Raw genomic sequence first — 21,410 nt, 5'->3', positions numbered from 1 at the left:
ATGTGTCTGGCACTTCCGGCTAAAATCCTCTCTATTGACAAAATAACTGACATGGCGATTGTCGCGGTGGGTGATGTCAAAAAGGAGATCTCCCTGGCGCTGGTGGAGGATGCCAGCGTGAATGACTTTGTACTGATTCACGTGGGTTATGCGCTCAATAAAATCAGCCAGCAAGAGGCCGAGCGCACCCTGCAAATTTTTGCTGAAGCTGGATTAGGTGGCGGTGGACCGGTATGAAATATATTGATGAATTTCGGCAGCGCGCGCTAGCACAAAAACTGGCCGCAAGTATCCAGGAGGAGGCTGATAGCAATCGCCAATATAATCTGATGGAGTTCTGTGGTGGCCATACCCACGCTATCTTTCGTTACGGCGTGCAGGATCTCATGCCATCGAATATCACTTTTGTACACGGCCCGGGTTGTCCGGTTTGCGTATTGCCCATTGGGCGCATCGATAATGCCATTCAGCTGCTGGAACAACATAATGTCATTCTCTGCACCTATGGTGATATGTTACGAGTGCCTGCCAGTGGTCGCAAAAGCCTGCTCAAAGCTAAAGCTAACGGAGCGGATGTAAGAATGGTCTACTCTACCCAAGATGCGCTAAAGATCGCCCACAACAACCCGGATCGGCAGGTTGTTTTTTTCGCTATCGGCTTTGAAACCACTACGCCACCCACCGCAGTGGCGATTAAGCAGGCGCACATGCAGGGACTGAAAAACTTCAGTGTATTTTGTAATCATGTGCTCACACCTGCGGCTATTCAGAGCATCCTTGACTCGCCGGAAGTACGTGACATAAAGAGTGTCTCTATCGATGGCTTCTTTGGTCCCTCACACGTCAGCACCATTATTGGCAGTCGCCCCTATGAGTTCTTTGCCAAAACTTTTCAGCGCCCGGTAGTGATCGCCGGATTTGAGCCACTGGATGTGATGCAGTCTGCACTGATGTTGATTCGCCAACTCAATGAAGGCCGTTACGAGGTGGAGAATGAATACACCCGGGTGGTGACCCGTGAGGGAAACCTCAAGGCCCAGCTGCTGGTGGCAGAGGTGTTTGAGGTGCGCCGTCTGTTCGAGTGGCGTGGCTTGGGGATGGTGCCCAACAGCGCCTTGCAGATCAAGCCGCACTTTGCCGATTTTGATGCCGAACGGCGCTTCAAACTCCCTGCTATTCAAGCATCCGATATCAAGGGGTGTGAGTGCCCGAGTATTTTGCGCGGCGTAAAAAAGCCCACCGATTGCAAACTGTTTGGCACCGTCTGTACACCAGAGAATCCCATGGGTTCGTGCATGGTTTCGTCGGAAGGCTCCTGTGCCGCTTACTGGAGTTATGGGCGCTTTCGCCAGCCAGATGATAAAACGAAGAGAGAAGGGGTAGCCGTATGACCACTCGCAAGCGTTTTCCCCTGCCCCTTAATACCCAGGATGGCGTGGTGGATATGGCCCACGGCAGTGGCGGGCGAGCCATGGCGCAACTAATTGAACAGCTGTTCATTAAGCACCTGGATAACGCGCTGTTACGCCAGGGCAACGACCAGGCCTGCTTCAACGTGCCTGCTGGCCGTATGGTGATGAGTACCGATGGTCATGTTATTTCGCCGCTGTTTTTTCCCGGTGGTGATATCGGCTCACTGGCTGTTCACGGCACCGTTAATGATGTTGCCATGTCGGGAGCCAAACCGCTCTATCTTGCTGCGGGTTTTATCCTTGAAGAGGGGTTTCCACTCGCCGACCTGGAGCGGGTGGTTATCAGCATGGCGGCGGCGGCAAAGGCGGCGGGTGTGGCCGTGGTGACAGGCGATACTAAGGTGGTGGAGAGGGGTAAGGGTGATGGTATTTTTATCACAACCACCGGTGTGGGTATGGTGCCAGATGGGGTCAATATTTCGGGTGATTGTGCCCAGCCGGGTGATGCTGTTTTGGTCAGTGGGACCCTAGGAGATCATGGTGTTGCAGTGATGTCGAGCCGTGAAAACCTGGAGTTTGATACCCAGATTGAATCTGACTCAGCGGCTCTGCATACGCTGGTAGCGGATATGGTTAAGGCCGTGCCCACGATACACTGTCTGCGCGATCCCACACGGGGCGGACTGGCAACCACACTGAATGAGCTGGCGACACAGTCCCAAGTGGGTATACGGCTGGAGGAGAGGGCGATCCCTATCCAGCCCGCAGTCAGTGCCGCCTGCGAGCTGTTGGGGCTTGACCCCTTATATATTGCCAATGAAGGTAAATTGATCGCTATTTGTCCTGCTAAAGAGGCCGCACAGCTGTTAGCGGTGATGCGGGCACACCCACTCGGTCAGCAAGCGGCTATCATCGGTAACGTCGTAGAAGATCCGCACAGTTTCGTACAGATGGAGACCGCTTTTGGTGGCAGTCGCATCGTAGATTGGCTGGCAAGTGAGCAACTACCTAGAATTTGCTAAGCAGGGCAGCTCTTCCCAAGCCCGTTTGGTGTGTACAAAATGAGGAGCTGTAAAAGATGAAGCATGATTTTTACGGGTTTAAACGAGTCGTTGTAGTGAATTCAAGGAGCGTGTTGTGAGCACACTGCCGACTATTTTGATTGTCGATGATGAGGTGCGCAGCCTGGAATCACTGCAACGCATTCTGATCGATGATTTTGAGGTGATAACCGCGAGCAGCGCCCAGGATGCCGAGATAGTGCTGGCGAAAGAGTGGGTGCAGGTCATTCTCTGTGACCAACGTATGCCAGGTGTTACGGGTGTTGAGTTTCTCGGTAGAGTGAAAGAGCAGTGGCCGAATGTGATCCGCATGATTATCTCTGGCTACACCAATCCGGATGACATCATCAGTGCCCTGAATAGCGCCGGTGTTTATCAGTACATCACTAAGCCCTGGATTCCGAATCAGCTTATTTTGACCATCCAGAATGCCGTGACACTGTTTCAGTTGCAGCATCAAAATGAGCTACTCTCAATTGAGCTCAAAGCTTCACCACACAGCCTGCAAAAGAGTATAACCGCGAAGCGGGAAGCGCTGCGTAATGAGCACCGGGTCAGCGATGGTATCGTGCGTACCTCGGCAAGCTGCATGAGCCGTGTCTGCAAAAAAATCCACCGCGTTGCGCCTTACGATATTTCAGTGCTCATAATGGGTGAGTCGGGTACCGGCAAAGAGTTGGCAGCGCGAGCGTTGCACTACAACAGCTTGCGCTGGGAGAAGCCCTTTGTCGTTGAAAATTGTGCCGCCCTTCCTGACGAGCTATTGGAGAGTGAGCTGTTTGGTTATAAAAGGGGCGCGTTCACCGGAGCTATTGATGATCACGTTGGCCTCTTTGAGCGGGCCAACGGTGGCACCGTATTGCTGGACGAGATCGGTGAGGTCTCCCCCGCATTTCAAGTCAAACTGCTGCGCGTATTACAAGAGGGTGAAATCAGGCCACTGGGTAGTGCTAAAACCCGCAAGGTGAATATTCGAGTGATCGCCTCTACCAATCGAGACCTAGAGGCGGAAGTACGTAGTGGTCATTTTCGTGAAGACCTCTATTATCGTCTGGCACCCATTACCATTAAAATGCCTGCGCTGCGGGAGCGAATTGAGGACATTCCAATAGTGGCAAAAGCGCTGCTCACCTCGGCCATGCAGAGCCTGGGAAAGCGGGTAGCGGGCTTTAGTGATGAGACGCTGGCCTGTATGCAGGCCTACCATTGGCCCGGCAATGTGCGAGAGCTACAGAATGAGATACAGCAGATGCTGGTGATGTCTGACGATGATATTTTGGGGGCAGAGTTGCTCTCCCCCCGTGTTTTGCGTGCTGCGCCAACAAAAGATGAAGGCACCCTAGAGACTCTCGCGATGCTTGATGGCACTCTTCGGGAGCGCATTGAGTCTCTGGAAGCGATTATTCTCCGCGAAAGTTTGATTCGCCACCGCTGGAATAAGAGCCGTGCAGCCAAAGAGCTGGGGCTTTCACGTGTCGGCCTGCGCAGTAAATTAGAGCGCTATGGGCTGGAAAAGATAGAGCAAATTAGCCGGCCGGCCTCCGAAAAAGAGAGCGCATGATAGCGTGGCCGAAGGTTTAAAGTGATGACAATAAAGCCGTCCACCAGTCTGATTCAAAATGCCGGCGTGGACACCGCGCTCGAATTGAGTCCGGTTACCGAAGCCGCTTGGGTCGAAGTGGTACAGAAAATGGAGTCGGTCTATGCCGACCTGGTGCAGACTCAGGTAGAGATCGAAGAGAAAAATAGCGCTTTTGAGGAGGCGCAACAGTTTATCCGCAGCGTATTATACTCAATGACCGATGTATTGATTGTCTGTGATTTACGCGGAAAAATTGAGCAGGTAAATCGAGCGCTGGAGTCACTTATTGGAAAGTCGGCATCCGAACTTTACAACCTCCCGCTGGCCTCTGTTTTTGGTGATGAATCCCAAGATTTTGTCCGCGATTTACCCCGCAATCTTGAAGCAGAGGTGTTGATAGACCGCAAGGCTTGCCTGCTCTCTAGTGAGAAAGGTCTCATCCCCTTGGCGATTAACTGCTCCCATCGCTATGATGCTGATGGAAGCCTTGTTGGGCTGGTGATTGTCGGACGACCTGTTGGTGATCTGCAAAGAGCTTACCAGGAACTCAACTCAGCCCATGAAAGCCTGAAGCAGGCGCAAATGCAGCTGATTCAATCGGAAAAAATGGCTTCATTAGGCCGCTTGGTGGCGGGGGTGGCCCATGAGCTCAATAACCCCATTAGTTTTGTATTCGGTAATATGCACGCCTTGCAGAGCTACGGTGAACGGATTAACCGCTATCTCAATGCAGTGGATGAGGAGACAGAGAGTGAGTCACTCAAACAGCTGCGAGATGAACTGCGAATTACACGCATTATGGGTGATATGGACTCACTGATTGATGGCACACTCGAGGGCGCAGAGCGGGTACGAGATATTGTTCAGGATCTGCTCTGTTACTCAACCGCTCAGCAGGAGTCAGTTTGCCAGTTTGATCTGAAGGAGGTTGTTGTTACTTCGGCTGAATGGGTTGCCAGGGCTTGCCGAATAAAACCACCGATTGATTATGAGTTGCCAGAAACAGTGATACTCACAGGGCGTAAGGGGCATGTTCAGCAGATACTGATTAATCTTATCCAAAACGCGGTAGATGCTATGGCTGACCAGCCATCTTCACGACTTGTGATTAGCGGCAAAATCACAGAGCTGCATGCGATAATCAGCATACATGACAGTGGGCCGGGTATTCCGCAACAGGCGCTGACAAAACTGTTTGATCCTTTCTATACGACAAAAACGGTTGGTAAGGGCACGGGGTTGGGGCTCTCCATTAGCTATGGTCTGGCCACGGATATGGGCGGTGAGCTCACAGCTGAAAACCACCGCGATGGGGGTGCTGTGTTCTCTCTGCGCCTTCCTCTGCGGGGTATACATAATGGGTAAATCCTCTTCAATGAAGAGAAACCTTCTCTGGTTGCAATCCGGTGGTTGTGGTGGCTGCAGCCAATCTCTGTTCTGTGCGGAGGCTCCGGATCTATTCATTAACCTGGAGGCTGCCAATATTCAGCTACTTTGGCACCCTTCACTAAGTGAGACATCCGGTGCCGACTTTCTTAGCCTGCTTGAACAGATCAAAGCCGGTGAAATTCGCCTGGATATCCTCTGTCTTGAAGGGTCGGTGATTCGCGGGCCTAATGGCAGTGGCCGCTTTCATATGATGGCCAACTCGCCCCTGCCAATGATGGCGTGGATTAGCGAACTCGCTGCTCAGGCTGAGCATGTGGTTGCTGTCGGCACATGTGCCGCTTATGGTGGGATTACCGCAGCGGGTAATAATCCAAGTGATGCCTGTGGTCTACAGTACGAAGGCGCTGAGAGCGGTGGCTTGCTGGGCGAAAGTTTCAGGAGTCGTAGCGGCCTTCCGGTTGTCAATATTGCCGGGTGTCCCACCCACCCTAACTGGATTACCGAAACATTAATGACACTCACCAGTCGCCAGAGCTGTGAGATGGCGCTGGATGGTTTGGGCCGCCCACGCAGCTATGTTGATCACCTGGTACATCATGGATGCCCTCGCAATGAATACTACGAATATAAGGCGAGTGCCGAGAAACACTCAGATCTGGGTTGCTTAATGGAAAATCTGGGGTGTGTTGGAACCCAGGCTCATGGCGACTGCAATATCCGCCTGTGGAATGGTGAAGGCTCTTGTCTACGCGGTGGTTATGCTTGTATCAACTGCACTGCACCACAATTCGAAGAGCCAGGCCACCCCTTTACGGAGACACCAAAAATTGCCGGGATTCCTACTGGCCTGCCTACCGATATGCCCAAGGCATGGTTTGTGGCACTCGCTTCTCTGTCGAAAGCGGCAACCCCGGCACGCCTGAAAGAAAATGCCACCTCTGACCACATTAGAGTGCCACCCATACAGCCGAGGAAGCGCTCATGAGTCGCCGTATTGTGGGTCCTTTTAATCGGGTAGAGGGTGATGTTGAGGTGCAGCTCGATATTGTGGATGGAGTGGTGCGTGAAGCTTGGGTCGTCTCGCTGTTATATCGCGGATTTGAGCAGATTTTACGAGGCAAAGCGCCCGCAGATGCGCTGGTCTATACGCCGCGTATTTGCGGCATCTGCTCGGTATCACAATCCATCGCTGCGGCAACCGCACTGGCTGATTGTCAGGGGGTGAAAATGCCACCCAATGGTGAGCTGGCAACTAATCTGATCCTAGCAAATGAAAATATAACTGACCACCTCACACACTTCTATCTGTTTTTTATGCCAGATTTTGCCCGCGAAATATACGCAGCAGATCCGTGGTATCCGCAGATTGCCAAGCGCTTTCGGGCTATATCAGGTACCGCCAGCCAGCAGGTTCTGCCTGTTCGAGCGCAGTTTCTTCACCTCATGGGGTTGCTGGCAGGGAAGTGGCCCCATAGCCTGGCGATTCAACCGGGGGGAACTACACGCGCTATCGGAGTTAAAGAGCGGATGCAGATGGCAGGTATTCTCTTTAGCTTTCGCCAGTTTTTGGAGTCGACACTCTTTGGTGATCAGCTGGAAAATATCTTGGCAATTAACTCATCCACCGCTTTGCAAAACTGGGCAGCACAGTTTCCGTGGCAGCACAGTGACTTTTGCCGCTTTCTGCATGTTGCAGATGTGCTGAGCCTGGATGCGCTAGGTCAATCGGACAACTCATTTATGAGTAATGGTGCATACCTCATTGAGGGGAAACCACTGTTGGCCTCGGGGGTGTGGAGAGGCGGTGATCTATCACCACTCAACCCGGCCGCTATTCGTGAGGATATTAGCCATAGCTGGATGGCGCAGCACAACCAGGCGCTACACCCCTATGAGGGCATAACGGTGCCTGATGCCGATGCGCCGGATGGTTACAGCTGGGGTAAAGCGCCACGGCTGGAGAGCCGAGTGGTGGAGGTCGGGGCACTCGCACGGCAGGTTGTGGCGGGAGACCCTCTGGCACAGGATTTGGTGCGCCAGAGTGGCAGTAATGTGCGTAATCGAGTGATTGGTCGCCTGCTGGAGATTGCCCGAGTCGTGGTTGCGATGGAGTCCTGGGTTGGCGGTCTGCAGCAGGGCAAACCTTATTGCAACCAGGCACCGGAAGTGAGTGAGGCGAGCGGCTGTGGTTTGGTTGAAGCGGCCCGTGGTAGCCTCGGCCACTGGATACAGATTGAAAAAGGGCGCATCCAAAACTATCAGATTATCGCACCGACAACCTGGAACTTCTCCCCCCGCGACGCTCAAAATGTACCGGGTGCACTTGAACAGGCACTGGTGGGTGCGCCGGTGCGTGCCGGCGAGAAAGATCCGGTCTCTGTGCAGCATATCGTCCGCTCTTTTGATCCGTGCATGGTTTGTACGGTTCACTGATGCGTGGCAAGGGAATTCGTATTACCGGCACGGTACAGGGCGTTGGCTTTCGCCCCTTTGTCTGGCGCTTGGCACATGAGTGCGACATCTCTGGCAGCGTTTGTAATGACAGCCAAGGCATATTGATCGAGGCTTGGGGTGGCGCCGACTCACTCCGGGAATTTGCAGCGCGTCTGCGCCATGAAGCACCACCGCTGGCTCGAATTGAAGAGATCACCTGTAGTGTGCTCGACAATACCCACGAAGTGATCGCAGGGTTTCAGATAACCGGCAGTCGTAAAGGTGAAATTCAAACGGCTATCGCTGCGGATGCGGCCACTTGCCCCGACTGCCTGGCAGAAACCTTGGACCCGGATGATCGCCGCTTTCGCTACCCCTTCACCAACTGCACTCACTGCGGCCCCCGTCTCTCTATTATTAAGGCGATCCCTTACGACCGCGTTAATACCAGCATGAAACCATTCACCCTGTGCGCCCAGTGTCAGGCGGAGTACGACGATCCGGCAGACCGCCGCTTCCATGCACAGCCCAATGCCTGCCCAGTTTGTGGCCCGCAAATCTGGCTCGAAGATGGCAAGGGTCAGCAACTGGAGGCGACCGCGAATGCTGATCTAATCGAAATAGCCGCGCAGTTGATGAGTCAGGGGAATATTCTTGCCATCAAGGGCGTGGGGGGCTTCCACCTCGCCTGTGATGCGGGTAACGAAGAGGCCGTCAAGCGCTTGCGCCAGCGTAAACATCGCTACCGTAAGGCATTTGCGTTGATGGCGCGTGACCTTGAAATGGTGCAGTGTTACGCCCGTGTTACTCATCAAGAGGCCGAGCTGTTGTGTGGCAAGGCGGCCCCCATTGTATTGCTGAGTGCACAAGGGGAGACGTTAGCAACCCGTGTTGCTCCTGGAGAGAGAAGCTTGGGGTTTATGCTGCCCTACACGCCACTGCACCATCTATTGATGCAGTCGATGCCGCGCCCCATCGTCATGACCTCGGGTAACCGCAGTGACGAGCCCCAAAGCATTGATAATACGGAGGCACATCAACGTCTCGATCAGATTGCTGACTACTATCTTCTACACAATCGCCAGATCATCAACCGGTTGGACGACTCTGTATTGCGCGTTGTGTCGGGCCAAGCACGCATACTGCGCCGTGCGCGTGGTTACGCACCGGAGCCAATCCGCTTGCCGCAAGGGTTCGATATCAGCAGCAACATCCTCGCCATGGGCGGCGAATTAAAAAACACCTTCTGCTTACTCAAAGAGGGGGGAGCTATGCTCTCTCCCCACATCGGCGACCTCCAGGAGGCGGCTAGCCAGCATGACTACCGCGATATGTTGAATCTCTACCGCCAGCTGTTTGGTTTTCAACCTGAACAGGTGGTGGTGGATAAGCACCCAGGGTACCACTCAACAACCTTGGGCTACGAGATTGCCGAGAGCGAGGCGATTCCTTGCATGGCCGTACAGCATCATCACGCGCATATTGCCGCTTGCATGGTCGATAATCAACGACCTCTGAGTGCGGGGAAAGTGCTCGGTATTGCGCTTGATGGTTCAGGTTATGGCGACGATGGCACGCTCTGGGGTGGTGAATTTCTGTTAGCTGATTATGCAGAGTGTAAACGCCTCGCTCATTTTCAGCCATTTCCACTGTTGGGTGGCACGCAGGCGATACGTGAACCTTGGCGCAATACACTCTCACAGCTGCAAACAGCACTGGAGTGGCAGCGTATCGAAGCTGACTTTGGCTCGCTAGATATCATCCGCTTCCTCAATAGTAAGCCACTTGAAAATCTCAAGCGTATGGTTGATCAGAACCTCAACACACCCATTACCTCCTCCTGCGGGCGACTGTTTGATGCCGTAGCTGCAGCCATTGGCGTGTGTCGGGAGCGCGTCTCCTATGAAGGGGAGGCCGCGCAAGCGCTGGAGTCACTGGCGACAACCCACTTCCGGCGTGAAGCCCCACACCGTTACCCACACAAATTTAGCAATGGAGGAGATAGAGTCCTCTCTTGGCAACCCCTGTGGCTTGCTCTTTTGAAAGACCTTCAGCAGGGGCGATCAGCGGCTACCATTTCTGCCCGGTTTCACCAAGGGCTAGCGCACGCTATCGCAGAATCAGCACAAAAGCTCTGCACTCAAAATAGCCTGAATACCGTTGCACTTGGTGGTGGTGTTTTCCAGAATCGCTTACTGCAAGAGAGCATTACTGAGCGGCTGGAGGTAGCGGGCATTCAGGTTCTATCCCCGGTAAATGTACCCGCAAATGATGGTGGGGTAGCACTCGGACAGTCAGTCATCGCCGCTGCAAAGCTCATTGCAACCACTACAAAGTCATGATAAATGAGGTGCTTTCAAATTGGTCAATAGTTTAATACACTAGCCCAGTGGTTTCGTTGAAAACTACAATTAAAACGAGATGTTAAGGAGTGTTGATGACCAAGGTTGCTGCAATACAAATGGCCTCAAGCCCAAACCTGGCTGCTAATCTGATTGAGGCGGCGCGTTTAATTTCGGATGCCGCCAAATCGGGTGCTCAGCTGATTGTTCTACCTGAGAATTTTGCCATTATGGGGCTGGGTGAAGAGGACAAGCTAAAGGTGAAAGAGCAGCCCGGCAGCGGTCCTATTCAGGATTTTTTGAGTGAGCAGGCGTTCAAGCACACAGTTTGGCTGGTAGGGGGCACTATTCCACTGGCAGCGGCATCCGATGAAAAGGTATATGCCAGCTGCTTGGTGATCAACGACCTGGGTGAGCAGGTGGCCCGTTACGATAAGATTCACCTGTTCGATGTGAAAATTGAAGAGAATGGCGAGAGCTATACGGAGTCTGAAACACTCGAGGCGGGCGACCATATTGTGGTGGTTGATACACCCTTTGGTAAGCTCGGTGTGGCCATCTGCTACGATCTTCGCTTTCCTGAAATGTTCCGCGCCATGGTTTCCGAAGGTGTTGAAATCATTGCGATTCCATCAGCCTTTACAGCCATTACCGGTAAAGCACATTGGGATACCTTAGTACGTGCGCGCGCTATTGAAAATCTGAGTTATGTTATCGCGGCGGGACAGGGTGGTTACCATATGGGTGGCCGTGAAACCCACGGCGATAGCATGGTGGTGGATATGTGGGGGAATGTGCTGGATCGACTCTATCGCGGCTCAGGTGTGGTGATGGCCGATGTTGATATGGCGCAGCTGAAGTCAATACGAGCAACCTTCCCCAGTCTGGAACATCGTCGCTTTAAAGTGTTATCACTTTAGGAGGCTGTCGGACTTAGGGTGAATCTACTGCGGAAAAGTCATCTCGGCCCATTTATCCGATCATTTTCGTTAAATATGCCCAATATTCGCCTCAAACGATCAAAAAAATGGACTCAAAATGGCTTTCCCTCGCTACGATCACCTCAGTCCGACAGCCTCCTAGCCGGTGCATATGGTCACGTTTGATTAAAAAAATAAGGGGTGTGGAATTGAGTGATGGTTAGGATAATCAAAAAAAAGACGCTGGGCAGGTAGGAAGGGACTCTGGGTGGTCTTTTCTACAGCCTCGTTAGGCATTTGTAAAATTCTTGATCCCATTTAGGTATCAGACTATACTCTGAACTATGAGAGTTATAGCAAAACGTACACTGAGAGAATTTTGGTTGTCATCGCCTCAGCATCTGGATGAAAAATCACCTTTAGAAGCATGGCATTCAGAAGCACTAAAAGCAAACTGGAACTCTCCTCAGGAAATTAAAGCTCAATTCAGAAGTGCAAGTATCTTGAAAGGTAATCGAGTTGTTTTCAATATCGCTGGTAATAAATATAGGCTGATTGTTGCTGTTGATTATGGGCGACAAGCTTGTTTCGTCAAATTCATTGGTACACATAAGCAGTATGACCAAGTAGATGCGGAGGTAGTGTAATGAATATCCACCCAATTAAAACCGAATCGGATTATGAGCAAGCTCTATCTGAAGTTGAAAAATTATGGGGTTCTGAGGAAGGTAGCAGAAAAGGTGATAAGTTAGATATCCTCCTTGTTTTAGTAGAAAATTACGAGAATAAACACCATTCAATTGATCCTCCTGATCCCATTGATGCAATCGAATTCAGAATGGAACAAATGAATCTATCAAGAAAGGATCTAGAACAATACATTGGGCCAAGAGGCCGCGTATCAGAAATTCTTAACCGCCGTAGAGGTCTTTCTATAAACATGATTCGAAATTTGCATTCAAATCTCCACATTCCTTTAGAGAGCTTAATTGGCGAGCCGGAACAACATGCCTAAGCGGGTAGCCAAGGGTTTCTGACCCTCACCACCCCACCACCTCGCATGCGGCGGTTACCGTTTAGGAATAGGATATAAAAATGCGCATTATCATGTTATGAGTCGAGGTGTGGGGCTTACCGCGACATATTTCAACATGATGAACATTGCAAATTGTTTCTCGAACTCTTACGAGAAATTCACCAAATGTTCCGAGTCGAAGTAGATGCCTATTGTTTAATGGATAACGACTACCCTTTCTAAAGTTGATGACGCTGTTAAAATGATTAATGTAAAGACTTGACCCCTTCTAAGGCGCTACTTCCCTGAAAGACGGATGTGCAAACGATAGCAATGATGTGCTGGTGTTGATAGATGGGGTTTGTTGATCGCTTACGTCTGAGTCGTGAGCGATTTTATTTGAAAACTCAGATTTTGAACCCCGAAACTTGAGTTACCAATTTGAGGGGAACTGTGCGTTGCAAACGGCATCAAACGCTGAGTAGTCAAAAAAATGTCATAAAATAGTCTAAACTTCTTAGTTATAGCGAAATTCACACCCGTGAAGATACGGATATCATACTTACAAACCGAGAATATATTTTGAACAAGGTAACCGACATTTCAGCCGGCATTGTCATTGTCAGACAGGAGGTGGATGGCTGGAATTTCCTGCTATTGCAATCCTTTGGCTACTGGGACTTCCCTAAAGGAGGTATTGAAGCGGGTGAGAATACCCTCGAGGCGGCCATCCGAGAGGTGCAGGAAGAGACCACCATCACCGAACTTAATTTCAACTGGGGCTACGAATACTTTGAAGGTAAACCCTATAAAGAGGGGTGTAAGATCGCACGCTATTACATTGCAGAAACCCCGCAGAAAAAGATCGAGCTGCCGATAAATCCACAACTGGGGCGCGCCGAGCACGAGGCTTATCAGTGGATGAACTATCAGGAAGCCTACCCCAAATTATCCACCCGTGTTCGCCATGTAATCACTTGGTCCCGAGGGATATTGGAAGGCATACCCGAGAGTAGGCGCACCACGACTGACCTGTAACCAGCGTTATGCTTTTTTCTCCATACGTTCTACTGTTAGCCCCTTTTTTAAAGGCGTTCCTACATTGAGGTGCAAGGGGTATTTTTCTACACGTCCTGTTCTGATATAACCCCGCCGCTCATAGTATGTGATGAGTTCTGTACGTTGAGATACCACGGTCATCACAAATTTTTTGGCGTTCAGGTTTATCGATGCGTAACATTCAGCTTGTTGCAGTATCTCTTTTCCTAGCCCGCAGCCTTGAAGCTTCGGATCCACTGCAAAAAAACCAATATGAGCACTCTCGCCATCTCTCTCAATACAGATACAAGATATAATTTCACGCTTTTCAACAGCCACTAATAAGTGTGTATTCGGGTTTGAGATGTACTCTCGAATTTCGTTGTAATTTGATCTATCTCCGTCAACAAGGTGCGTCTCTTTAGTCCACCCTCTTTTGCCACGATAGGCCAGATTAATCAGCTGACAAATGCGCTCAGTTTGCGCCAAACTGGCCGCTTCAAGTCGCCATTTCAATTGAGCCTCCTATTGCCCCGCCACTGTGCTGCTCTTTAAAGGGTTAAAGAGCACCTCTGGCAGAGCATCTGCGAATATCACCTCTTTAATTTCAGTGTGCCCTGTGTAGGTACCCATGGCGTAGTGCTCCTCTTTAAAGGCGACAGCTCGGCCATCAATAACCCGGTAGTCGTCGTAGAAGGTCACAAACTGCATGCTTTGCCCCATCACTTCCATGAGGCCCCAGGTGGCGAGGATGAAGCCTGTTTCGGCATTGCTATCGATGATGATGCGCAGCTCATCGACTGTTACCTCTATGCCTTGATGGGTAACACCTTCGTCATCTGTTCGTGTGCCTAAGTCTTTGGCATTGAGACGATTTTCAAGTAGTAACTTGGGGAGTAGCATCCGCATGGCCTGAAGCTGCGTCGCCTTGGCAAAGGGTAGACTCCCTTGTTCACCATGATCCCAGACCTGGCCTCCGTTTAGCTGGCGGTGTTCGCTGTCGCCACCGGGGTATTCGATACTGATGTTGAATTTATCAGGGTATTGATAGTCACGCTGGGTAACCCCTAACGCATGACGGCTTTGTGAGAAGGTGTCTGCAAGATAGGTAACCGCTGTGGTATCACGCCACACTTCGGCACCTCCGTGCGCTTGGAGTATATTGTCGATTTTGTTTTGCAGGTTGCTCTCTGCATAGGCTGGAAAAGTGCAGATAAGTGCAATGGATAGAGTGCAGAGGGTGCGAAGCGTTAAGGGCATAGTCTCTTTTCCCGGATGAATTGAGCAGAATTAATTGAGCGGGTAGTCATATCGTTCAGAGGAGCCACCCTCTTTTTAGTCGCTGCTATGCTGGGTTTTCTCCCATAAAACAGCGTACAAAGTGGTTATTTTCATGAAAAATTTTACTTGGGTAGTGCTCTTTGCATCGATCCATCACTTTTGGGCAACGAGGATTAAAGTGGCACCCTTGGGGTGGGTTGATGGGTGAGGGTAGCTCACCTTCAAGTCGCTGTTTTTTCTTGCCGGTGTCCCGTATTGAAGGCACCGCAGAAAGCAGGGCTTGTGTGTAGGGATGGCGAGGCTCAGTGAGCACATCTTCAACCCTGCCCTGCTCTACAATACGCCCTAAATACATCACTGCAACTTCATGGGCCAGATACTCTACCACTGAGATGTCATGAGTAATAAACAGATAGGCCAGCCCTAGCTCCCGCTGCAACTTTTTGAGCAGGTTAAGAATCTGTGCTTGCACTGAGACATCCAGTGCGCTGGTTGGTTCGTCACAAATGATCAACTTTGGTTCTACCGCCAGCGCCCGGGCTATACAGATTCGCTGACGTTGGCCTCCTGAAAATTCATGGGGATAGCGGTGTTTATGCTCCGGTAATAGCCCCACCTGCTGTAATAGTTGATCGATGCGTTGCTGACGTTGCGCTGCGTTACCCCCCTTACCTTGTGCCACCATCCCCTCTTCAATGAGTTCGGCGACACGCATGCGTGGGTTGAGTGATGAGAAAGGATCCTGGAAGATAATTTGAATATCGCCCCGTAGCGGGCGCAACTGCTTATTACTCAGTTGGGTGAGCTCATTTTTATTAAAATGCACAGTACCCGCTGTTGGGCGAATTAACTGCAATATCCCCTTGCCTACGGTAGTTTTTCCGCACCCGGACTCTCCTACCAGCGCTAGGGTTCTCCCCTGCTTTAGCTCAATATCGATACCGTCAACAGCATGTACATGGCCAACAATGCGCTTTAACAGGCCTTTGCGAATCGGGAAATGAACCTCGAGGTTATCAACACTCAGCGTGGCCTGTTCCGCCAGTGTGGCTGTCTGTTTGCTTTCCACTTCCGCTTCAGATGGGGGAAGGGTCACCTCTCGCCCTTGGTAGCGTTGATCCATTAAGTGGCAGAGAGCGCCCTGTCCGGTAGGCTGTTGGTGCCACTGGGGTAAGCTGTTGCGACACAGCTCCCAGCTATAGTCACATCGCTCTTCAAAGCGACAACCAGTGAATTGGGTGGTCAGTGGTGGCACAGTGCCGCGAATCACCGCCAGTGTTTCACCGCGTTTTTCAATATCAGGCATCGAGGCAAACAGTTTTTTGGAGTAAGGGTGCTGCGGGTCGCTAAAAAATTGCTCTCGACTCGCCTGTTCAACAATCTGCCCGGCATACATGACCGCCACCCGATCGGCCACTTCTGCCACCACCCCCAGATCATGGGTAATGAGTAACATCGCCATGCCGGTCTGCCTCTGCAAGTCGGCCATTAACTCCAGCACCTGTGCCTGAATGGTGACATCTAACGCAGTCGTTGGCTCATCGGCAATTAACAGTTCTGGTTCACCCGCCAGTGCAATGGCTATCATCACCCGCTGTTTCATTCCACCGGAGAGTTGGTGGGGATATTCGCCATAACGCTGCGCTGGATCGGGAATGCCCACCGACGATAACAGCTCCAGTACCCGCCCTTTTGCTGCGCGACTGCGCAACCCCATATGGCGCTCAACGGATTCTTGAATTTGGTGGCCTATGTTCATCACCGGGTTCAGGCTGGTCATCGGCTCTTGAAAGATCATGCCGATTTTACTGCCCCGCAAGTTGCGCATTTGGTATTCGGGCAGTGTCAGCAAGTCGACTCCATCCAGCACGACAGAGCCGGATACAATTTTACCCGCCGGTTCGGGTATCAGGCGCATTAGCGAGAGTGAAGTGATCGATTTCCCACAACCTGATTCACCCAACAGGGCAAAGGTTTCGCCTCGGCGGATATCAAAACTGACACCATCCACCGCACGGACAGTACCTGAGCTGGTATCAAACCAGGTTTTAAGGCCATTTACTTGCAGTAAAATGTCATTCATAGTTTCCACAATTCATCTCAGTTGCACAGCAGCGGCAGTGTTTCAAAAAAGCTATCGCACAGCTCGCGGGTCAAACGCATCCCGTACCGCATCGGCAAATAGGTTTGCCGCCAGTACCAAAATAAACATAAACACAAAAGCCGCCATTAACGACCACCACACCATCGGTTCTCGGGCCATCTCCAGCCGCGCACCATTAATCATATTACCCCAACTGTGCATGGTCGGATCGACACCGATGCCAACGTAAGAGAGCACCGCCTCCGCCAAAACCAAGCCACTAAAATCCAGCACCAAAGAGATTAATACGATGTGTAAAACATTGGGAAATATGTGGCGAGAGAGCACCTGAGGTTGCGGCACACCAAAGGCGTGTGCGGCTTGCACGTAATCCAATTCACGCAGTTTGAGCGCCTCGCCGCGCAGCAGACGGCACAAGCCAGTCCACGAGGTGATACCCAAAATCAGACAGAGGAAGAATAGCCGCGCATCTGCGCGCTCTTCCATGGTCTCAAATAGATTGGGGTTTCCTGCAATATAGGCTTGCATAATCAACACCGTGGCTGCAATTAACAGCACCCCAGGAATGGAACTGAGCGTGGTATAGATATATTGAATAACATCATCAACCCAGCCACGAAAATAGCCCGCAGCCACGCCCAGCACCACCGCAAAGGGCAGCATCACCAGCGTTGTCAGGGTACCAATAACCAGACCGGTACGGATGCTTTTTAATGTTTGGTAAAAAACATCCTGCCCTACTTTATCGGTACCGAAAATGTGATATTTCATACCCAGCATCATGGAGATAAATAGCAGTAACAGGATAACTAAAAACATCAAAAGCAGCGTACACCACGGCATCTCCATCTCACCACTCAGCAGCTGTTTGAACTGCTGCCGATAGCTCTGCCCGTGCTGCCGTGCCAACATCCAAACAACCAGCAGAGAGACCAGCGCCCAGCTGGCCAGTGCATAGCTTGAGGCGACTAAAATAGTATTTTGGATATCCTCTTTTCGGTGTGAAATATCGGCCAAATGTGCCCCACCATATTGCAGTCGGGGGTATTCACGCACTGTAGTGCCGTCATCACCTTGTAAACTCTCTTTCGAAAAGAGGTGAATAGCAAAGGGTGCTGAATAACTTTTTTCCTCCTTAATACGGATAGGAGTCAATAGCTTATCTAGCAAGCTTAATGTGTTAGATGAATAATACTGTTGATGGCTCCCCTCTTGAGGTGGCAACTGTTCACGAAAGTGGATCGAGTCCAGCAAACCGATCACCACATAACTGAGCAGTACCACCAGCGCACCCGCTGCAATCCGATTTCTGAGTACCCTGCGCCACGGAGCGAGCAGGTAAGGTTTACTCCTTACCAACCACGAGGTGCCGATAATTATCGCCATCAGGGTGAAAATTAAGGCATCAGTCCAGAGCACAACCCACTTCACAGGTGCGGCTATAATCCCCCCGATGACGATAATCAATAAGCCAACCAATAGGATTAACGATCTGTTTCTAAAGAGAGCACCCATCAGTTAAGCCTTATCCGTGGATCAACCAAAGTATAGGAGATATCCGTTAAAATCAGTCCGATAATATAGAGCACTGAGCCTAGGAAAACCATGGAACGTACAATGGCAAAGTCCTGCTTATTAATGGCATCGATGGTATAACTGCCCAGCCCAGGAATACCAAAAAATGACTCCATCACCAGACTCCCCATAAACAGCAGCGGAATCACCACCACTACGCCGGTGAGAATCGGCACCAGCGCATTCCTTAAAACATGGCGAAACAGCACTAACCGCTCACCCAACCCTTTGGCCCGTGCGGTGCGGACATAGTCACGGGAGATCTCCTCCAGAAAAATAGTACGATACCAGCGGCTGCCAGAGCCAATCCCGCCGATCACACCAATCACCACGGGAAGAATCAGAAATTTCCAGGCATCCACTCCCGGCTGATAGCCTGAAATGGGCACCAGATGCAGAATTTTGCTCACTAGCCACTGCCCGCCAATGATGTAGAACAGCCCAGAAATTGACATCAGTACCACGCAGAGAATAACCCCGCTCAAGTCGACATAGCTGCCCCGGAAAAAGGCCATCAGCATCGCAAAGGTTAAATTCACCAGCAGGCCAATAATCAGGGTCGGTATTGCCAGCGCCAGTGAGGGCCACATTCGCTCAGATATATCGTAACCAATATCACGCCCCTCGTCTGACTGGCCAAAATCGAATACAAATAGCCGCAATGAGTTATCAAAAAAGATGGTATCGGTCAGGGTACTCATGCCATCTTGCTGTTCGTTATAAAATAGTGGCCGGTCATAGCCCCGTTCCGCCTTCCAGTTGTCAACCGCCTCCTCCGTGACATGCTTCATACCCAGCTGCATGTGCGCCATATCATCCGGCGTATTGACAACAAAAAACAGCCAGAAAGTGAGAATATTGACACCGATCAAAATCGGCACTGCGTAGAGCAGGCGACGAATGATATAGGCGATCATGAGACCACTCTCTTTTCACGTCGCCGGTAAGCGATAAAGGCGGGCGCAAGTAACAGGAAAAGAGCCAAAATAATCACAAAAAATGGCCATACCACCGGTGGGTTCCAAGCGGTACGGCGCTGCTCGCGTAATGCGGTATCGATGCGCGCATACTTCAAGGTATTATTCGCCATCATGTTTCGTTTCAAGTTTTTATACCACTCGTGGTAGAGCGCAAAACTGACCGGATACATCCCCCATATCCAGGGAGCATCGTGCCGCAACAGCTCAACCGCCTGATTGATAACCGCTTGTCGTGCTGGGCCATTGGGCATGCTTTTAAGTGCTTCAAATAGCGCGTCAAATTCGCTACTGGCATAATTTGCGGCATTCTCTCCTCCGTGCTCTGCTTTACCATTGGGGCCGTAGAGCAGAAACAGGAAGTTTTCGGGGTCGGGGTAATCTGCATTCCAGCCCCAGCGAAACAGTTGTGCGTTGCCGCTGCTCATCTTTTCACGAAAGCGGTTATAGTCCGTATTGCGCACCACCAGTTGAATCCCCAGCTTCTCAAACTGTTTGCGGTACCAATTGAGCCACGCCTTATCATCAGGGCCGGATGCGGTTACATCAAAATGGATGGTGAGCGGCTTACCCGTCTCCACATCGCGGCCATCAGGATAGCCGGCATCGGCTAGCAGCTTTTTGGCTTGATCAAGACTCTTGCGCTGTTTGCGGCCATCAACCCACTCATAAACAGAGGGGTTAATACCCCTCTCCCCTTCCAGATAGCCAAAAATACCGGGGGGGATTGGCCCTTGTGCCGCCAGACCACGACCATTGGCAAAAATAGAGATGAATTCCTCATAGTCAACCGCGATTGAGATGGCCTGACGCAACAGCCGTGCCCGTTCACTCTCTCCTCCAACCACTGGATCCCGCATATTAAAACCCATATAAAAAATAGAGCTGGCGGGGCTGGTTTTAAGCTGAATACCTTGCGCTTGCATCGATTCACTTAACCCCATCTGTCCCGCTGCATTAAAGCTGATCGCCTGATCAAAGCTGTCAGAGCTGATACCGGATGCATCGTAGTACCCCTGTAAAAACTTGTTCCAGTAGGGAATCGTCTCCTTTTCCAGGCTAAACACCACCTTATCAATAAAAGGGAGTGGCTTTCCGGCATCAACCAACATACCCGCCGCCTCATCGCCCACTGCCCCCTCATCGGGATACTTTTCGCCGTGGAAATTGGGATTACGCGACATTACCATCTGTAAATTAGGGTTATTCACCGTTAACATGAAAGGCCCTGTTCCTACGGGGTACCAATCCAGGGTGATGTTTTTTTCTATCAACCCCGGCTGACTATAGAGTCGCGTGGCCTCCCAAGGAACCGGAGCAAAAAAAGGCATCGCCAGCCAGTAGACAAACTGAGGATAATTACCCTTTATTTTAATTCGGTAGGTATAACGGTCGACCAGCTCAACACCCGTTAGCGGATAATCACGCAGATCCAGCCACTCATCAGCATGGCGTGCTTGTTGCAGCGTTTTACGATACTCATCTAGGCCTTCTATATATTCACTCATCAGGCCCAGAATCGGCGAGTTTAAACCCGGGTGGGCCAGCCGTTTAATCTGATAGATGTAATCATCAGCAACCAACTCACGGCTACCATTCTGCTCCATATCATAGAGTGTATGTATCGATGCCAGCTCACTGCTTGAGAGCGTATGGTAAAGATAATGATCACCCTCCCGAGCAAAAGCGGGGTGCGGCTGGTATTGAATACCCGGCTGTATTGTTATCTCATAAATTGTATAGGCAACTTCACCCACGGCATTTTCTAACTCATTACCCTCAGCATCAAGGTAACTCACCTTTGGTAAAGACTCACCCGTCAGCGGGATCAACTCATAAGGCCGTTTTAGATAATGATACTGCACCACTGGCTCATAGATTTGCCCAGTAAAAACAATTTCGTTGGAGCTGTAGGAGATAGCGGGATCAAGATGTTTAGGGCGCTCTTGAAATGAGCTATAAAGCGTATTGTCGCCACTCTCATCCGCAGGATAGGGGTTATTCCAGGCACCATCACAAGCGCTAACAAAAGCCATAACCATGCAAAGAAAGATAAAAGTGGAAACCCGCATTCTGAACTCGCGTTTTATAAATATGCACAGTTATACCGAGCAAACCTCTGAAAAACAAGCGATACCCTCATCCCAGATAGAAACATTAGATGATCTATAGGCTGTTGTGCAGCGCGTAGTTTTTGCGCTGAAATAAAAGCGCTGTAAAATACCCGCAAGCCGCTCTATAATGCCCGCAGGCGTTTTTAGCCTCTCCTTAATGAGAGCGG

Annotated in this window: 18 protein-coding genes; 12 read left to right on the top strand and 6 right to left on the bottom strand. The window is 50.9% G+C overall.

Annotated elements, in window-relative coordinates; translation table 11 throughout:
- The 12 genes from L3J94_02620 to L3J94_02565 all read left to right on the top strand — a co-directional run bounded on the left by L3J94_02620 (position 1) and on the right by L3J94_02565 (position 13,192).
- Entirely contained in the window at positions 1 to 237 is a 237-nt protein-coding gene (locus L3J94_02620; GenBank protein MCF6217651.1) for a HypC/HybG/HupF family hydrogenase formation chaperone, read from the top strand.
- Positions 234 to 1,391: a hydrogenase formation protein HypD gene (gene hypD / locus L3J94_02615; GenBank protein MCF6217650.1), complete on the top strand. Its 1,158-nt coding sequence runs from the start codon at positions 234 to 236 to the stop codon at positions 1,389 to 1,391. Before L3J94_02620 ends, hypD begins: the two co-directional genes overlap by 4 nt.
- On the top strand, positions 1,388 to 2,434 hold the full coding sequence (gene hypE / locus L3J94_02610; GenBank protein ID MCF6217649.1) for a hydrogenase expression/formation protein HypE: 1,047 nt from the start codon (positions 1,388 to 1,390) through the stop codon (positions 2,432 to 2,434). The genes hypD and hypE overlap by 4 nt, the downstream gene beginning before the upstream one ends.
- A gap of 115 nt (positions 2,435 to 2,549) precedes the next feature.
- Entirely contained in the window at positions 2,550 to 4,034 is a 1,485-nt protein-coding gene (locus L3J94_02605) for a sigma-54 dependent transcriptional regulator (GenBank protein MCF6217648.1), read from the top strand.
- A 24-nt stretch (positions 4,035 to 4,058) separates the two neighbouring features.
- Complete coding sequence (locus L3J94_02600) at positions 4,059 to 5,420, top strand: ATP-binding protein (protein MCF6217647.1); 1,362 nt, start codon at positions 4,059 to 4,061, stop codon at positions 5,418 to 5,420.
- 10 nt (positions 5,421 to 5,430) lie between these two features.
- Positions 5,431 to 6,429 (top strand): HupU protein, encoded by a 999-nt coding sequence (locus L3J94_02595; GenBank protein MCF6217646.1) that lies wholly within the window; start codon positions 5,431 to 5,433, stop codon positions 6,427 to 6,429.
- Positions 6,426 to 7,877, top strand: coding sequence for a nickel-dependent hydrogenase large subunit (locus L3J94_02590; GenBank protein ID MCF6217645.1), 1,452 nt, complete (start codon positions 6,426 to 6,428; stop codon positions 7,875 to 7,877). The genes L3J94_02595 and L3J94_02590 overlap by 4 nt, the downstream gene beginning before the upstream one ends.
- Positions 7,877 to 10,219: a carbamoyltransferase HypF gene (gene hypF, locus L3J94_02585; protein MCF6217644.1), complete on the top strand. Its 2,343-nt coding sequence runs from the start codon at positions 7,877 to 7,879 to the stop codon at positions 10,217 to 10,219. The genes L3J94_02590 and hypF overlap by 1 nt, the downstream gene beginning before the upstream one ends.
- 95 nt (positions 10,220 to 10,314) lie before the next feature.
- The gene (locus L3J94_02580; GenBank protein MCF6217643.1) at positions 10,315 to 11,139 is read left to right on the top strand and encodes a carbon-nitrogen hydrolase family protein; all 825 of its coding nucleotides are present in this window, start codon (positions 10,315 to 10,317) and stop codon (positions 11,137 to 11,139) included.
- Between the two features lie 344 nt (positions 11,140 to 11,483).
- Positions 11,484 to 11,786 (top strand): type II toxin-antitoxin system HigB family toxin, encoded by a 303-nt coding sequence (locus L3J94_02575; protein MCF6217642.1) that lies wholly within the window; start codon positions 11,484 to 11,486, stop codon positions 11,784 to 11,786.
- Positions 11,786 to 12,154, top strand: a complete 369-nt coding sequence (locus L3J94_02570) for a transcriptional regulator (protein ID MCF6217641.1) — start codon at positions 11,786 to 11,788, stop codon at positions 12,152 to 12,154. Before L3J94_02575 ends, L3J94_02570 begins: the two co-directional genes overlap by 1 nt.
- Positions 12,155 to 12,736: 582 nt before the next feature.
- Complete coding sequence (locus L3J94_02565; GenBank protein MCF6217640.1) at positions 12,737 to 13,192, top strand: NUDIX domain-containing protein; 456 nt, start codon at positions 12,737 to 12,739, stop codon at positions 13,190 to 13,192.
- A 6-nt stretch (positions 13,193 to 13,198) separates the two neighbouring features.
- Here L3J94_02565 and L3J94_02560 read toward each other — a convergent pair whose 3' ends face one another.
- The 6 genes from L3J94_02560 to L3J94_02535 all read right to left on the bottom strand — a co-directional run bounded on the left by L3J94_02560 (position 13,199) and on the right by L3J94_02535 (position 21,165).
- Positions 13,199 to 13,708: a GNAT family N-acetyltransferase gene (locus L3J94_02560; protein MCF6217639.1), complete on the bottom strand. Its 510-nt coding sequence runs from the start codon at positions 13,706 to 13,708 to the stop codon at positions 13,199 to 13,201.
- 9 nt (positions 13,709 to 13,717) lie between these two features.
- A complete protein-coding gene (locus L3J94_02555; protein ID MCF6217638.1) occupies positions 13,718 to 14,452 on the bottom strand; it encodes a hypothetical protein in 735 nt (244 codons plus the stop codon).
- Between the two features lie 85 nt (positions 14,453 to 14,537).
- On the bottom strand, positions 14,538 to 16,556 hold the full coding sequence (locus L3J94_02550) for a dipeptide ABC transporter ATP-binding protein (GenBank protein ID MCF6217637.1): 2,019 nt from the start codon (positions 16,554 to 16,556) through the stop codon (positions 14,538 to 14,540).
- Between the two features lie 51 nt (positions 16,557 to 16,607).
- Entirely contained in the window at positions 16,608 to 17,963 is a 1,356-nt protein-coding gene (locus L3J94_02545; protein ID MCF6217636.1) for an ABC transporter permease, read from the bottom strand.
- A gap of 128 nt (positions 17,964 to 18,091) precedes the next feature.
- A complete protein-coding gene (locus tag L3J94_02540; GenBank protein ID MCF6217635.1) occupies positions 18,092 to 19,069 on the bottom strand; it encodes an ABC transporter permease in 978 nt (325 codons plus the stop codon).
- On the bottom strand, positions 19,066 to 21,165 hold the full coding sequence (locus L3J94_02535) for an ABC transporter substrate-binding protein (GenBank protein ID MCF6217634.1): 2,100 nt from the start codon (positions 21,163 to 21,165) through the stop codon (positions 19,066 to 19,068). The genes L3J94_02540 and L3J94_02535 overlap by 4 nt, the downstream gene beginning before the upstream one ends.
- Positions 21,166 to 21,410: the final 245 nt, after the last annotated feature.

This window comes from Gammaproteobacteria bacterium, assembly GCA_021647245.1.
In the GTDB taxonomy this organism is placed as follows: Bacteria; Pseudomonadota; Gammaproteobacteria; order RBG-16-57-12; family RBG-16-57-12; genus JAFLJP01.
This window is presented reverse-complemented; position numbering and strand designations above follow the sequence as displayed.

Excerpts from the sequence above, each read along its gene's own strand:
- L3J94_02620 (MCF6217651.1), top strand. The coding sequence starts at position 1 with ATGTGTCTGGCACTTCCGGCTAAAATCCTCTCTATTGACAAAATAACT.
- hypD (MCF6217650.1), top strand. The coding sequence starts at position 234 with ATGAAATATATTGATGAATTTCGGCAGCGCGCGCTAGCACAAAAACTG.
- hypE (MCF6217649.1), top strand. The coding sequence starts at position 1,388 with ATGACCACTCGCAAGCGTTTTCCCCTGCCCCTTAATACCCAGGATGGC.
- L3J94_02600 (MCF6217647.1), top strand. The coding sequence starts at position 4,059 with ATGACAATAAAGCCGTCCACCAGTCTGATTCAAAATGCCGGCGTGGAC.
- L3J94_02595 (MCF6217646.1), top strand. The coding sequence starts at position 5,431 with ATGAAGAGAAACCTTCTCTGGTTGCAATCCGGTGGTTGTGGTGGCTGC.
- L3J94_02590 (MCF6217645.1), top strand. The coding sequence starts at position 6,426 with ATGAGTCGCCGTATTGTGGGTCCTTTTAATCGGGTAGAGGGTGATGTT.
- hypF (MCF6217644.1), top strand. The coding sequence starts at position 7,877 with ATGCGTGGCAAGGGAATTCGTATTACCGGCACGGTACAGGGCGTTGGC.
- L3J94_02580 (MCF6217643.1), top strand. The coding sequence starts at position 10,315 with ATGACCAAGGTTGCTGCAATACAAATGGCCTCAAGCCCAAACCTGGCT.
- L3J94_02575 (MCF6217642.1), top strand. The coding sequence starts at position 11,484 with ATGAGAGTTATAGCAAAACGTACACTGAGAGAATTTTGGTTGTCATCG.
- L3J94_02570 (MCF6217641.1), top strand. The coding sequence starts at position 11,786 with ATGAATATCCACCCAATTAAAACCGAATCGGATTATGAGCAAGCTCTA.
- L3J94_02555 (MCF6217638.1), bottom strand. The coding sequence starts at position 14,452 with ATGCCCTTAACGCTTCGCACCCTCTGCACTCTATCCATTGCACTTATC.
- L3J94_02550 (MCF6217637.1), bottom strand. The coding sequence starts at position 16,556 with ATGAATGACATTTTACTGCAAGTAAATGGCCTTAAAACCTGGTTTGAT.
- L3J94_02545 (MCF6217636.1), bottom strand. The coding sequence starts at position 17,963 with ATGGCGATAATTATCGGCACCTCGTGGTTGGTAAGGAGTAAACCTTAC.
- L3J94_02540 (MCF6217635.1), bottom strand. The coding sequence starts at position 19,069 with ATGATCGCCTATATCATTCGTCGCCTGCTCTACGCAGTGCCGATTTTG.
- L3J94_02535 (MCF6217634.1), bottom strand. The coding sequence starts at position 21,165 with ATGGCTTTTGTTAGCGCTTGTGATGGTGCCTGGAATAACCCCTATCCT.